Annotated in this window: 14 protein-coding genes; 3 read left to right on the forward strand and 11 right to left on the reverse strand. The window is 39.8% G+C overall.

The window, feature by feature from the left end:
- Positions 1-14 precede the first annotated feature (14 nt).
- The 5 genes from M3210_RS06805 to M3210_RS06825 form a co-directional block, all read right to left on the reverse strand.
- Positions 15-1,331, reverse strand: a complete 1,317-nt coding sequence (locus M3210_RS06805; protein ID WP_251512705.1) for a purine-cytosine permease family protein — start codon at positions 1,329-1,331, stop codon at positions 15-17.
- Positions 1,332-1,480: 149 nt separating this feature from the next.
- Positions 1,481-2,086, reverse strand: coding sequence for a TetR/AcrR family transcriptional regulator (locus tag M3210_RS06810; RefSeq protein ID WP_251512706.1), 606 nt, complete (start codon positions 2,084-2,086; stop codon positions 1,481-1,483).
- A 493-nt stretch (positions 2,087-2,579) separates the two neighbouring features.
- Positions 2,580-3,884: a catalase gene (locus M3210_RS06815; RefSeq protein WP_251512707.1), complete on the reverse strand. Its 1,305-nt coding sequence runs from the start codon at positions 3,882-3,884 to the stop codon at positions 2,580-2,582.
- Positions 3,781-4,062, reverse strand: a complete 282-nt coding sequence (locus M3210_RS06820; protein WP_251512708.1) for a catalase — start codon at positions 4,060-4,062, stop codon at positions 3,781-3,783. Before M3210_RS06820 ends, M3210_RS06815 begins: the two co-directional genes overlap by 104 nt.
- A gap of 260 nt (positions 4,063-4,322) precedes the next feature.
- Positions 4,323-4,673 carry a hypothetical protein gene (locus tag M3210_RS06825; protein ID WP_251512709.1) on the reverse strand — a complete coding sequence of 117 codons (351 nt, stop codon included), beginning with the start codon at positions 4,671-4,673 and terminating at the stop codon, positions 4,323-4,325.
- Between the two features lie 179 nt (positions 4,674-4,852).
- Here M3210_RS06825 and M3210_RS06830 point away from each other — a divergent pair, with 179 nt between their 5' ends.
- On the forward strand, positions 4,853-5,239 hold the full coding sequence (locus M3210_RS06830; RefSeq protein WP_251512710.1) for a general stress protein: 387 nt from the start codon (positions 4,853-4,855) through the stop codon (positions 5,237-5,239).
- Between the two features lie 245 nt (positions 5,240-5,484).
- On the opposite strand, the gene M3210_RS06835 is transcribed toward M3210_RS06830, so the two are convergent.
- From M3210_RS06835 to xylA, 3 genes are all read right to left on the reverse strand, one after another.
- On the reverse strand, positions 5,485-6,534 hold the full coding sequence (locus M3210_RS06835; protein WP_251512711.1) for an aldose epimerase family protein: 1,050 nt from the start codon (positions 6,532-6,534) through the stop codon (positions 5,485-5,487).
- A gap of 69 nt (positions 6,535-6,603) precedes the next feature.
- Positions 6,604-8,103 (reverse strand): xylulokinase, encoded by a 1,500-nt coding sequence (xylB, locus tag M3210_RS06840; RefSeq protein ID WP_251512712.1) that lies wholly within the window; start codon positions 8,101-8,103, stop codon positions 6,604-6,606.
- 70 nt (positions 8,104-8,173) lie between these two features.
- On the reverse strand, positions 8,174-9,496 hold the full coding sequence (gene xylA, locus M3210_RS06845; protein ID WP_251512713.1) for a xylose isomerase: 1,323 nt from the start codon (positions 9,494-9,496) through the stop codon (positions 8,174-8,176).
- Positions 9,497-9,754: 258 nt separating this feature from the next.
- Between xylA and M3210_RS06850 the strand changes: the two genes are divergently transcribed.
- Positions 9,755-10,372 (forward strand): YesL family protein, encoded by a 618-nt coding sequence (locus M3210_RS06850; protein ID WP_251512714.1) that lies wholly within the window; start codon positions 9,755-9,757, stop codon positions 10,370-10,372.
- Between the two features lie 43 nt (positions 10,373-10,415).
- Here M3210_RS06850 and M3210_RS06855 read toward each other — a convergent pair whose 3' ends face one another.
- From M3210_RS06855 to M3210_RS06865, 3 genes are all read right to left on the reverse strand, one after another.
- Entirely contained in the window at positions 10,416-11,237 is an 822-nt protein-coding gene (locus M3210_RS06855) for a carbohydrate ABC transporter permease (RefSeq protein WP_251512715.1), read from the reverse strand.
- 14 nt (positions 11,238-11,251) lie between these two features.
- Positions 11,252-12,130 carry a carbohydrate ABC transporter permease gene (locus M3210_RS06860; RefSeq protein ID WP_251512716.1) on the reverse strand — a complete coding sequence of 293 codons (879 nt, stop codon included), beginning with the start codon at positions 12,128-12,130 and terminating at the stop codon, positions 11,252-11,254.
- 112 nt (positions 12,131-12,242) lie between these two features.
- Positions 12,243-13,553, reverse strand: coding sequence for an extracellular solute-binding protein (locus tag M3210_RS06865; RefSeq protein ID WP_251512717.1), 1,311 nt, complete (start codon positions 13,551-13,553; stop codon positions 12,243-12,245).
- A gap of 155 nt (positions 13,554-13,708) precedes the next feature.
- Here M3210_RS06865 and M3210_RS06870 point away from each other — a divergent pair, with 155 nt between their 5' ends.
- Complete coding sequence (locus M3210_RS06870; protein ID WP_251512718.1) at positions 13,709-14,914, forward strand: ROK family transcriptional regulator; 1,206 nt, start codon at positions 13,709-13,711, stop codon at positions 14,912-14,914.
- Positions 14,915-14,926 lie beyond the last annotated feature (12 nt).

A 14,926-nucleotide genomic window follows, 5' to 3' on the forward strand; every position in this document is an offset into this window, starting at 1 on the left:
TATAACCTCCTAATTTATGCCACTTTTCTAGTCAAACGATCCTTGTCGTTAAATTTTTTTATGATCACTGCTCCGATTAGATAAACCAACCCGCTGATGACAAGGGAGTTGATGGAAGGGATACCAAGTGGAACAAAATATCCTGAAGCAAATCCTGCGACCCAAGCAATCAATGTAATTGGATGTAGGCTACCAATATTCTCTGGTAATGTACCTTCTTTTCTAGTTTCATCCAATGCTTGACGATGAGTTTTAAGGATGAAATATTCCACTAACATGATTCCAGCGATTGGTGGAACGAGTACACCTAAAAATACGAGAAAATCAACAAAATAATCGAGAATTCCTATTACAGAAAGCACTGTTCCAATAATTCCAATGACAAGTGTCACGATACCGCGGTTCAGTTTGATGTTGAACAAAGAATCAAAAATATTCGTAAAGCCAAGGGAAGAAGAATATAAATTCAGATTATTGATTTTAACCGTTGATAAAATGACGACAAGTGCACCGAACCAACCGGCTGTGCCAACCATTATACTAACGACATCATTGGTTCTTGCAGCAAGTGCAAGCAGAACAGCAATCATATTAATTCCGAGTTCACCGATAAGTACACCAATCGTTGCCATCCAAAAAACATCTTTTCCACTCTTTGCAAAACGGGTGAAGTCTGGAGTAATGACAGCACCGATGATAAATCCCCCGGCTACCATAGTGGCAGCTGCTCCCATCGTCAATGGCTCCCCTGCTGGCGTAGCACCAATCAAATCAAGGATAGAATGTTCGCTTAACACTTGATAAATCCCAAAGCCAACAGCGAGTAAAAAGAGAGGAACCGTAATCGAGGCCGTAATACTTAACAGCTTAAATCCAAAAATTACTAGTACGGTAACTCCAAGTCCAGTGATCGTCGCAGCGACAGGAAGCGATAATTTTCCACCCGTTGCTTGGACAATTCCATTCGCAAAAACGGAATTTTGAACACCAAACCAGCCGATACAGGAAATGGCAATAACTGCCCCAATAATACTTGATCCATATCTACCGAACCCGGTCCAGCGAGCTAATAGACTAGTAGATAACCCTTCGCGAGCACCTGCATATCCAAGCAGAAAACTAATAACTTGTAAAATTACACTCCCTAACATCGTCGCCCAGAATGCTTCCCAAAATGACATTCCAAACCCTAAGGATGCACCCAACATGAATTGTGAAATCGTCGCTAAAGCACCTACGCGAATAATAGTAATGCTCCATAGTGATTGTCTTGCTGACATCGGCACTCTTGATAATGAAAAGTCGTCTCCAATATTTGCTTTTTGTCCCATTGCCTTGCCTCCTAATGTTGTCTGATTTATTATTGTCATTCTCGCGAGAAGTAACTATCATAGCTTTCTAGTTTTGCTACATAAATCTATCAAAAATGCTGATGTCTTTTATACAAAACTTGTCATTGTTTTCTCAAGACTGACGTCACCTATTCAGAAAACGATTGCTTGATATATTTCTCATTGATTTCCTCACATAAAGATTGAATAATTTTTTCAGCAAGCGTTATTTGTTCCTTTAAGACTTCTCCTTCGTAAAGCTTAATTCCCCAGAAAACTCCATTCCCAATTAGGATAAATTGTTTAACGATGCAGTCCACTTCATTTGTAGCCATCCCCGGATATCTTTTTTTAAGGATGGATTCCAACGATTCTGTAAGCCAATCATTGTATCGCAGCATATGATTATGGAGATAATCGGATATTTCATCTAAGGGAGAAGTAACTAGGGAGATGTATGCATTCGTTCCCTGCATATCATCCGTATGATGATCTACAATCCCTTGAAGCATCGCGTTAAAAATCTCTTGAATTGGTTTATCTTTATGTTCCTTTAAAATGTTCTCCATTTTACAAAAGTGGTTGTCAAGCAGGTGCTGAAATGCAGCAATAAACAATTCTTCTTTATTTTTATAAAAATAGTATATCGATGCAGGTTTGATTCCGACTTCCTCTGCGATTTTCCGCATCGTCGCGCCATTATATCCATAAATGGAATATTGATTAAGTGCTGCTTGTATTAGTTTGGTATGCAATATATCACCGCCTAACAAGTGTTAGGTGCAATTATATTCATTTTATTTTTTTCTGTCAATTAGTTTTTTGATAATTTTCGCTTGGTAAAATTTTATAGTTTTAATAGAAAGCGCAACCTATATTGAAAAATAGCCATTTTACAGAGTCCGCGAAATTTTCATTTATTTTTCTCTTATTTGCTTTTCGCATCATCACACTGTACTTCTATATTCCATTCGAAATAAAAAATAAATACATGAAGCTAAGGAGCGACTTTACAGTGAAACTATCCCCATCTTCTGGATGAATTTTCCAAAATCATGCCAAAAGAAAAGACACCCAAGTGGATGCCTTTTCTTTTATTACTTCCCTCTTACATTTCAAATGATTAGTTTGAATAGATTAAGTTCAAATCCCATACAAAAATCAAGCTACTATCCCATTTATATTGGAGTAGTAGCCTTTTTAAATACCTAATCATTTTTTTAAATCACATGACATAACTCTTGCTACTTACTGCCTCTCCCAAAAACGTCCCTTCACAACCGCAGCAACAAACTCCTCTTCAAAGCCACTATTACCCTCAGCCAACACAACACCAACTAATTTTTCTTGGTCTTGTTTCGCTAAGTATTTCGCTCCTGTTGTTGCGATACCGATTGGCTTGAAGTATTTATATTGCATATTTATGAATTCTTGGACTTGATCATCGAACTTTTGTTGATTCTTACTTATTCCGCCAACAACATATAGGCTATCAAAAAGAGTTGGATGGGTTGTCAGGAATGTATCCGTTACCTGCAGCGCTGTTCCGTTAGTCCCTTTCACTTCGCCAAGCTGATCACTGACGATATGGACAAACGCCCCCTCTTCTTTAAGAGCTGAAAGTGTTTTTTCCACTTCTTCATCATTAAAGTCATTACCAATCAATACTGCAACTTTTTTCGTAAATGCAGAAGGTTGTGTATTTGCAAGACTGATTGCTTCCGAGCTTTCTGTTACTGGGACATGGGACCCTGTTGGAGGCTCGACGCCAAGATTTTCAGCAAGTGCTGTCGCCATGTCTTTATCCACATTAACCCACATGTTTACGTTTTGTTCACGTACAGATTTTGATTTTACTTTCTGCAGGTGGAATGTTAATGTTTCTAACAGATCTTTCTGCTCTACTGTTGTCAGGCTGTTCCAGAACATTCTTGGTTGAGAGAAGTAATCCTCAAACGAATCACTTGGAACTTCACTCGATTTATGTCCTTCGACCTTTTCAGGATAATGTCCAAACCCGCCTTCTTCTTCACTTGCTTCTCTTGGTGTATTTTCTTGTAGTGAATTCTTATGGAAATGGACTGGGTCCGTATCAATTGGATGTTTTTGATAGCTGTTTCTTGTATTTTGATTTCGTTCATTAATCGGTCGGTTTACCGGAATATCGTTGATGTTTGCTGAGTTTTGACGGTAAAGCTTGGTATCCCGATATGCAAAGATTCTTCCTTGTAGAACTGGGTCATTTGTGAAATCAATACCAGGTACAAGGCTGGAAGGATCAAATGCTGATTGCTCTTCCTCGGCGAAGAAATTATCCATGAGTCGGTTCAATGTCATCTTCCCAATGGTTTCAACTGGTACAACTTCTTCTGGCCAAAACTTCGTATCGTCCAGAATGTCAAAATCATAATTCGTTGCATCTTCCTCTTCAATCAACTGAACACCAAGCTCATATTCCGGATAAGCTCCTGTTTGTACCGCTTGTATAATATTTTTCCGGAATACGCTCCCGATTGAATGCTGTCTGTTTTCGATAAAAATGAACATCTTCATAAACTAGTGGACCGCGTTTTCCTGCACGTAAAGTTGTTTCCGTATTAGAAACTTTCACCCCGTTGTCGTCTGTCAGGTGACGGTCTCCACCTGTATTCTTTTTACGTTCCACCTCGAGCTGTGCATCTTTATGATCCATTGGTTCCTGTTCGTATCTGTCATCTTTTTCATTAGCCATGTCCATCCACATCGTTTAGCAAAACTTTTTGTAATCATTTGACACATTCCCGACCTATCCGTTTATTAAACTTGACTTTTTGGGCGGGTTGGCAAAGGTTCTGGAAGTATCGATTGGCATGAATTCTTTGATTGTTTATTGCAAAAAAATAACCTTGCACTTCGGCTAAGCAAACGTGCAAGGTTATTTCCCGGGGAATATTGTCTGTTTTTGGAATACTCATCGACAAAATACGTCAATGAGACTCCATTATTTGGTATTCAGTAAAGAAACAAAGGGATATAAAGGAGTACACCAAGAATGAACATTGTCACGAGCAGCAGAATGCTTTTCCATCGCTTTTTCCTCCAAAATAATAAGGAAACAATAATGCTCTGAATGAAGATTAGAGTCGCACCAATCATGACCAGCAGTAAAGAACCCATAAAAGTTCCTAACATATTTACGATAAGACCGACAGGCATTAGGGCGATTGTTAAGATTGCTGCTGGACTGTTTTTAATACGCTCCAGTATTTTTTTCTTATCCGACTCCGTATATTGATCATATTCAACGAGCGCAAACCAACCTGTAAGTACGACGATCGCTCCAAGCACCGAAAATGATCCCATAATCAACCCTCCCTCTATCCTTCTATTCGTACTGATATTTAAAACTCCTCTATCTATCATTCTAACCAACAAACATAATTATGAAACTAAATGGCAACTTTCCACGCTATTCCTTCACCAACGAATAAATCTTTCAACATCGGGTATAGACGACTAAACGCAAAAAGGAGGACTTTTTGATGGATAAAAAAATAATCGGCGGTGTATTCTCGGATGTAGCTACTACAGAACAAGTCATTACAAAATTGAAGGAACAAGGCTACACTTCCAATGATATTTCTGTATTTGTGCACGATAAAAGTAAAGCAAACGTTCTGGAAGATGAGACACGGACTGGAGTCATTACGGATGATGAAGGTCGAGCGAAAAATGCTGGTAAAGGAGCTGGTATCGGAGCTGCGACTGGCGGGTTGCTCGGAGGACTAAGCGGATTAGTTTTAGGACTAGGACTCTTAACCATTCCAGGTATTGGTCAGATCGCCGCAGCAGGTCCGATTGCGGCAGCACTGACTGGAGCTGGAATTGCGCAGGCGGCGGTGGTATTGTCGGTGCTCTTGTTGGACTAGGTATTCCAGAAGAGCAAGCGAAGCAATATGAAGGTTTCCTTAAAAACGGAAAAATTATTGTACTAGTTGAAGCGGATGAAGAACATGAAAACCTTGTTTATGCCACATTCATGTCCCATGATACGGAAAATAAAGGGATGTATCCAGAGCATGCAACTACGAGAAGCAGACGTGCAGATAGATTTTAATTGTAATGAAAGGGAGATGTTGTCATGACATCTCCCTTTTAGTATACGTATTCCTCTTCATACCTGAACTCCAAATTTATACCTAGTAACAGAATAATATTTTTCACCCGGTTGTAAAAGGATGCTTGGAAAATTACTGTGGTGGATCGCATCAGGTGGAGCTTGAGTTTCCAGACAAATTGCAATGTGCTTAGAAGACTTCTTTCCTCCATGCATCACCAAATCATCACCTAGATTATTAGATGTATAGATTACGACACTGGGCTGGTTTGTCTCCACCGTTAGTACCCTGCCGGATTTCTTTTCACTTAAAGTGATATTACTAGCATCCTCTTTCAGCATAAATGGATGGTCGAATCCATTCCCTGTTAACTCAATTTGCGGATGATTTGATTGGAATACTTCTCTCAATTCTCTTCCTCTTCTGAGATCAAATACAGTTCCATCCACTTCCAGCATGTTACCTGTCGGAATAAAGTTCTCATCCAACTCTAGAAAACGGGTACTATCCATTTTCAATTCATGGTTTCGCATGTCCCTTTTAAAGTTTCCCGATAAATTAAAATAGCTGTGATTCGTCAGATTGAGCAACGTCTTTTTATCGGTCTTACCTTCAATCATCTGGGTCCATTCATTTTTATCATTCAGCAAATAAGTTACGGTTGCTGTCACGTTTCCTGGATAGTTTTCTTCTCCATCCTTGCTCAGATACGTGAATTCAACTCCGATTTGATTTTCCTTTCTGAGTATCTTACCTTCCCAAATCTTTTTATGAAAACCTTCCACACCACCATGAAGATGATTTGGACCTTCATTTTCAGCAAGCTTATAGATTTCATCATCAAGTTGAAATGTGGCATCCTTTACCCTTCCAGCCACTCTTCCAATAATTGCCCCAAAGAAGGCAGGGTTAGATAAATAATCTTCTATATGACCAAATCCGGCGACGATATTTTCAAAGTTTCCATCTTTATCGGGTGTTAAGATCTCAGTAACGATACAACCTAGATTCAGAACGGTCATCTGCATTCCGTTATTATTTTTCATCGTATAAGCGATGATTTGTTTACCTTGTAAATGGCCTATAACATTTGCAGAAACATCCATCGTCACCTCTCCTTTACATCACAATAGTAGTCCACAAGTAGAAAACCCGTGGACTACTGTAGCTCTATACTAATTCCTATATTCCATCAACTGTTCATTCAACTCTTTCGTTTTACCATATACCCCTTGGTAAATTTTAAAGAGCCCTTTATACTTCTCTACATTTTCAGGAATCGGAGTATACACTTTATCTTCCTTCAAGAAAGCATCAGCACAATCTTTTAATGAGCCAAACCAGCCACAACCATAAGCCGCTAGCATAGCAGCTCCCATTCCTGGTCCTTGTTCACTTTTCAGCTTGATAATATTCGCTTGAAAAATATCGGCTTGCATTTGCAGCCAAATTTCATTTTTCGCTCCTCCACCGATGGTGACAATTTTATCGATTTTCTTTCCATGTTGACGGAATATCTCAACGGACTCATTTAAGGAAAAAGTAATCCCTTCTAGAACAGCTCGGGCAAAATGCTTTTTCTTATGTGTTCCATCCATTCCGATGAAACTTCCCCGAATCGTGGAATCGACGTGCGGGGTCCTTTCCCCTACAATATACGGGGTGAAGATCAAGCCATTTGACCCGATGGATACATCCCCGACATCAGCTAATAACTCTTCGAAACTGATATCCTCGGCGAATGTATCCTTAAACCAGGACAAGCTATGCCCAGCAGACAAGGTCACACCCATCGTATAAAATGCACCCGGTGCCGCATGATTAAAGTAATGGACTTTTCCTGCAAAATCCTTCTCAACACTAGCTTCATAAGACAAGACGACACCCGACGTCCCGGTACTTACTAATGTTTTTCCGTCTTCCAAGATTCCCGAACCAATCGCTCCACATGCATTATCCGCTCCGCCAGCAAACACCTTTGTACGTTTGCTAAGCCCTGTAATTTCCGCAATTTCCTCCGTTATTGTTCCAACTTCAGCATGTGATTCCACAAGTGGTGGGCAAATTTCTCGAGTGATTCCTAAGCTTTCACAGATTTCATTACTCCATGTTTTTTCAGCAACATCCAAGAGGAGTGTTCCTGCAGCATCAGAATATTCCATTTGGAGTTCTCCAGTCAGGCAATAGCGTACATAATCTTTAGGTAAGACAAATGTATTTACTCTCGCAAAAATATCCGGTTCGTGTTTTTTCACCCAAAGTATTTTAGGAAGAGTGAAGCCTTCTAATGCAGGATTTTTTGTAATCTCCAATAAGCGCCCTTTTCCAACTCTCTCATAAATTTCTTGGCACTCTTCCGTTGTTCTCGTATCATTCCAGAGAATCGCATTCCGCAACACTTCATTTTGATCATCAAGCAGAACTAAACCATGCATTTGTCCCGAAAAACTGAGTCCTTCAATTTCTTCTGGACGCCCTGTAAAATTTTTCATAAGTTCTGCCAGCCCAGCCATCGTTTGGTCCACCCAATCTTGTGGGTTTTGCTCACTGTATCCGGCCCATTCCTGTAAGAGCGGATAAGATTTCGACACTTCCTGAACGACATCTCCATGCTGGTCCACTAATAATATTTTCACTGCACTAGTTCCTAAATCAACACCAATCACATATTTCATCTTTCCCCACCTGCTTTTCCTATAATAAAAGACGAAGCTGGCTACCTGTTCTTCGTCTTTATTATTTTGGTTAATCATTAAATGTTGTCAATAAGTATTGATTAATCGTAGCTTTAATACTTTCCTGCTTACCAGATGCATGCTGGATATCCTTCAAATCTAACGCGTACGCTTCTAATTTCTTCAAGTCTGTATTACCTTCCACAATATCCAAGCCGATGCCTTCTGTATACGATTGGTAACGATCTTCAATAATTCCATCCAATACGTTATCATCGATTAAGCGCTGTGCCACTTTTAGACCGATTGCAAAGCTGTCCATACCCGCAATATGTGCATGGAACAGATCTTCTGGTGTAAATGAACCACGGCGTACTTTCGCATCAAAGTTCAATCCTCCGCGGCCTAAGCCACCATTTTTCAAAATTTCATACATGGCAAGTACGGTCGTATGCAGGTCAGTCGGGAATTCGTCGGTATCCCAGCCGAGTAACGGATGACCTTGGTTTGCGTCTACAGAACCTAGCATGTTATGGATTCTTGCATAATGCAATTCATGTTCAAATGTGTGACCTGCAAGTGTTGCATGGTTTGCTTCAATATTGAATTTGAAAATATTTTCTAAGCCATAGTGTTGTAAGAAAGCATATCCGCTCGCCACATCAAAATCATACTGATGAGATGTTGGCTCTTTTGGTTTTGGTTCAATCAGGAACTGTGCATCAAAGCCAATTTCATTTGCATAATCTTTTGCCATATGGAAGAAGCGCGCCAGATTATCCAATTCCAGCTTCATATTTGTATTCAAGAGAGTCTCGTATCCTTCACGACCACCCCAGAATACATAGTTTTCGGCACCTAATTCCTTTCCAACCTCTAAAGCCTTCTTCACTTTAGCTGCTGCATACGCAAACACATCTGCGTTATTGGATGAAGCCGCTCCATGGACAAATCGTGGATGACTGAAGTTGTTCACTGTATTCCAGAGCAATTTCGTCTTGCTGTCTTTCATGTAATCTTTGATCATCGCTACAATAATATCCAGGTTTTTATTCGTTTCCCTTAATGTATCCCCTTCAGGAGCGATATCCACATCATGAAAAGCGAAATATGGGGCATTGATTTTTTCAAAGAATTCGAATGCTGCTTCGACACGTGCTTTCGCTAAATCCAAACCTGTATACTTATCCCAAGGGCGGACGGCAGTGCCGACACCGAATGGATCGGATAAGTCCTCTGTAAATGTATGCCAGTAGGCAATACCAAAGCGAAGAATCTCTTCCATTGTCTTTCCACCGACTTTTTCTGTCGGATTGTAAAATTTAAAGGCTAATGGATTCGTTGATTTTGGACCTTCGTACTGGATTTTCTCAATTGTTTTAAAGTATGTCATGAATACACCCTCCTAATAATGTTGAAACTTCTTGAAAGTAATGTTTCTACTATTTGAATCACTCTACACTCAGTTAGTATAGCAACTGAACTGAGTTTCGGTTTTAATCCCTTATTTATTCATCTATCAATCTATATCTTTTAAAATCTCCCCGTTTATCCTCTTCCAACCATTTTCTTTGTTGTCTGGATAGATAAAGAGAATTTGATGTCGTATAATACTTGTACATCATAGACAATTTGAACAGGGGGAGATTATTTGAACAACGCAATGGGCAAGCTTTATTCCATATTCGAATGGGTCACCAGATTTGCCTTCGTGAATCTGTTATGGATTCTGTTCACTTTGCTCGGTGGCGTCATACTTGGATTTTATCCTGCGACCATCAGCATGTTTGCCATGGTCCGCGACTGGTTGCGAGGAAAATCAGACATCCCGGTCTTTAAGAATTATTGGAATTACTATAAACAGGACTTCTGGAAAAGTAACCTTTTAGGAATCTTTATTAATGTTCTTTTCGCTCTCATCGCCATAGATATTTATTACATTCAACATGCAAATGAACAACTTACCTGGACGTATGTCCCGTTATTCGCATTCATGCTGATTATCCTTATCTATTTGTTTTACATTTTTCCGAGCTTTGTGCATTACGACTTGAAGATTCTGCCACTCTTGAAAAATGCATTCTTAATTATGATCATTAGTCCGATACATAGTTTCTTGATGATGGTCTGTCTCATTTCCATATTTTTCATTATGCAAGCGGTACCAGCATTATTTTTTATATTCGGTGGTACAACCTATGCATTTATCACCACTTGGCTTAGCTTGCATGCTTTCAATAAAATTCAAGAAAAACAACAAGCAAACTGACCATTCACACCATTTCTTCCCAAGCGGCTGGAGTGGTGTGTTTTTACCCTTTCACAGCGCTGGCCGTGATTCCTTCCATGATTTTGTTGCTGAAGAATAAGAATGCTATGATGATAGGTAATACACTAATCACCAACGTCGCCCCTATCGCACCCCAGTCCGTCATATACTGTCCGATAAAGTTTTGGATACCAACAGTAAGTGTTTTATATTTATCGGAACTGATAAACGTATTGACGAATACGAATTCGTTCCAATTGTAAATCATATTAATGATCACGGTTGTTGACATGATTGGCATCGATATCGGAAGAATAATACTGAAGAACATGCGATGGATTGAACTTCCGTCAATGATCGCCGCCTCTTCAATTTCCCGAGGGATCGTCGTATAGAATCCATATAAAATCATAACCGTAATCGGCAAATTATAAGTGACATACGTAATGACGATAGATAATGGATTATCAATTAAATTGACATTTAAAAACATGTTATACAAAGGAATCAAAGCGGAATGAATCGGAATCATAAGACCCATCATAATAATCCCTAGAACCAGCCCACTTAATTTCCATCTCATCCTCGTTATCGCGAACGTTGCCATACTTGCAATGAGCACCGTCAGTACTGTAGCAACAACGGTTATCCAAATACTGTTCCAGAAATATGTTCCAATCCCGCCTTCAAATACTTTTAAATAGTTCTCCCATTTCGGATCCAGCGGAAGCGCAAATGGATTACCCGCGAATATCTCTTGGTTTGTCTTTAAGGAAAACGTGAACAGCCAAATGATCGGGAATATCTGGAAGACAGCGACTAAACCTAAACAAATATAAAGTATCGTAAGACCAAGTCGACGCATCTGCAATCCTCCTCTTAGTATTGAATTTCCTCATTATTTGCGGTTGCTCGGCGAACAACGATTGTAACAATCAACGTTATGATCAACAGTAAGAAACCAATGGCACTTCCATAGCCGAAATCATAACTAGAGAAGGCTAACTTATACATGTACGATGCCATCACTTCACTAGCTCCGTTCGGTCCTCCACCTGTCATTACATAAATCAAGTCGAAGTATTTTAATGAACCGACAAAGGATAATACAATCGTAACTTTAAATACGTTCATCACTAATGGAATTTTGATTTTCATCGCTATTTGCAATGGAGACGCTCCGTCAATTTTGGCTGCTTCTATCAAGGATTCCGGGATGTTCTTTAATGCAGCGTAGTAGATTAAGATGTAGAATCCCGCATATTGCCAAATGATAGGAACAAATATTGCAAACAGCACAAGATCGTTATCTGCCAACCATGCTGGAGGATTATCCACTCCAAGAGACATGAGAATACTATTCAACATACCGTTTGAAGGGTTATACACTTTGATCCACAACTGAGCAATGGCAACAGAGGATAAAAGCATTGGTATTAAGTATATTTTTCTAAGTAGATTTGTACCTTTTAATTTAGACGCAAGTATTAATGCAACTGCTAAATAACCGATCAGACTAAGACCAGAAAATATCGCCAACAGGAAAGAATGCTTGGCACTTTGCCAAAACTTTGCATCTTGTAATGCAACAATATAATTATCTAGTCCGATAAACTCCATCGCCCCTATGCCGTCCCATTTCATTAACCCAAAATATCCTGAAAGAAATAATGGAATAAGGATTAGAACAGCTATCAAAAGGATTGCCGGGAGTGTATATAAGAAAATGATCCACTTATTGGACATCACTTTATTCATGATATTCAACCCCATGTTATCGATTTGGAAGTCCTTTTCTCTAAAACTGTTAGATAAGAAAAGGGCAATAGATGCCCTTCTCTCATCTGTTTTTCATAGTAAAACCAAGGCATCACTCTTGAGAAAGTGTTTCTTCATGCGTTTTTGCAAAGTCTTCAGGGGTTACTTCACCACCGAATAATGCTTGAATCATATCTAAATGTACTTGAGCGGCACTTGCACTCATTTGGACATCCGCATACAATGTGATATTTGTCGCTGCATTCAGATCATCTAAAACATCCACATACATTTGCGGGAGATCCAATGCATCGGTGTCTACCTTCGTTGCAGGGATAACCCCAACATCAGTCACCGCTTTTTCTCCCCATTGCTGCACGAAGTAAGAGGCGAATGTCTTCGCTTCTTCTTTGACATCCGAGTTCTCCGCTACAAATAGACCAACACCAGGTCCACCTACATAACTGTCCGTTGTTCCACTGCCATCAACCGTCGGGAATTTGAAGTAACCGACAGAGTCTCTGAACTCTTGCGGAACATCTTCATTTGTCGTAAAGTTCGGCAAGTCCCAAGTAGCAATCAGGTACATCGCTGCCTGTTCAGACATAAACATGCTCTTGGCTTCTTCGTCTGCAAGTCCATTAAATCCGGAAATGAATGAGTCAGCATCTACAAGATTCTGAATTTCTTCCGCAGCTTTCACTAATGCAGGGTCTTCGAAAGAGATTTCCCGGTTGATTGCTTGGGTCAAAGCATCTTTATCCCCGGCAATCCGATCTGCTAAGTACATGTACCACATCGAACCTGTCCACGCATCTCGGTTTCCAAGAGCGATTGGATTGACACCGTTTTCATTTAAGGTTGCAACAATTTCATTTAGTTCATCTAATGTTTCCGGTTCTTCCAAACCGTACTCATCAAAGATTTGTTTATTATAAAAGATTGTAGAGATATTCAACTCTAACGGAAGTCCATGAACACTATCATTAATTGTGAAGGCTTCTAAAGTTCCCGCTACAAAATCATCGGCTAATTCACCTTCAACTACATCATCAAGAGCAGCAAATTTGTTTCCGTTGACAAATGGCTCCATATAACCAGCAGCCCATGTCATCCCAACATCAGGCAATTCATCAGAAGTAGATAATACCGTAATTTTATCTTTATATTGCTCATTACTTAGTACTTCAAGTTCGATTTTAATATCTTCATGTTCTGCTTCAAAATCTGCAATAATTTCGTTTACCACTCGGTGATGCTGAGCAGAGCTTCCTTCAGGCCATAAGTGCATGAACTTTACTGTCTTTGCATCAGATGAACTAGTCGCTTCGGCTTCTCCCCCATCATCCCCGCTACAAGCAGCCAAAAACAAAGCCAACACCAGCAACATCGCAGGAAATGTAAACGCTCTCTTAAAATTCATCATTGAACCCCCTAAAAGTATTTTGATAGCTTATCCTCCTAAGCTTATTTTTATAGTAGCAGACAAAACATCGTTTGTCTAGTGGATGAACAAAGTTTGTAGTAAAGTAAAATTATGTGCTATACTATTCTCAAAACGTGAAAAGAGTTGAAAAGATGAAGAGTACTAAAACATGGAACCAGCAAGTTGTAAAGCAAGAGAACAAAGCTTTAGTTCTCGAAACAATCATAGCAAACTCTCAGATCTCAAGAGCGGATATCGCCACTTCCACCGGACTGAATAAAGGGACCGTTTCATCCTTAGTGAAGGAATTATTGGATGAACAATTAATTAATGAAGTTGGTCCTGGTAAATCCAGTGGAGGCAGAAGACCGGTTATGCTACTCTTCAATGAACTGTCTGGTTATTCCATCGGAGTTGACTTGGGTGTCAATTATATTCTCGGTGTGTTGACAGATTTAAGGGGCAATATCTGTCAAGAGAAAAAGACGAACATCAGTGATTTAACGTATGAAGAAATCTTGGAAGAACTGTTTGCAATCATTGACACACTCATTAAATCCGCACCATCCAGTCCATATGGAATTGTAGGAATTGGAGTCGGTGTGCCAGGTATCGTCAACAAAGATCAGAAAATTTTACTTGCACCTAATCTGAATTGGAAAAGCATCGACTTGAAATCAGAGTTGGAGAATAAATATAATCTCCCAATTGTTGTAGAGAACGAAGCGAATGCCGGAGCTTATGGAGAAAAGAACTTCGGCGTCGGTAAACACAACGATAATATCATCTATGTCAGTGTCGGCATCGGGATTGGTGTAGGTCTGATATTGAACGGTGAGCTCTATAGAGGGAATAATGGCTTTTCCGGAGAATTCGGTCATATGGCGATTGAAGCAGATGGAGCAAAATGCAGCTGCGGCAGCAATGGTTGTTGGGAACTATATGCATCAGAGAAGTCTCTGCTATTCAATGCTCAGCGATCTGATTTAAAAGAGACATTAGATGGTGAACTATCACTTGAAACCATCATGAAACTCGCGGAAAGTGGCAATGATACCGCTCAGCAATTATTCAACAGAATCGGTAAATATCTGGGAGTGGGCATCAATAACATCATCAATATCTTTAATCCTGAACAAGTCATCATCGGCAACCAAATGGCTGAAGCAGCACAGTGGTTGGAGCCTTCCATGATGGAATGGATCGAAGAGCAATCCTTATGGTTCAGCCGCAAAGATTTGACGATTGACTTTTCCGGTCTGCAAACGCATTCCACTGCCTTAGGTGTTGCGGCGTTTTCAGCAGAAAATTTCATTTCAAGCAAAGTGTTTCAGGAAAATAATAAATACGCCCTTTAATTCCTGGGACAC

It is taken from the genome of Oceanobacillus luteolus (assembly GCF_023715655.1).
Classification (GTDB): domain Bacteria; phylum Bacillota; class Bacilli; order Bacillales; family Amphibacillaceae; genus Oceanobacillus; species Oceanobacillus luteolus.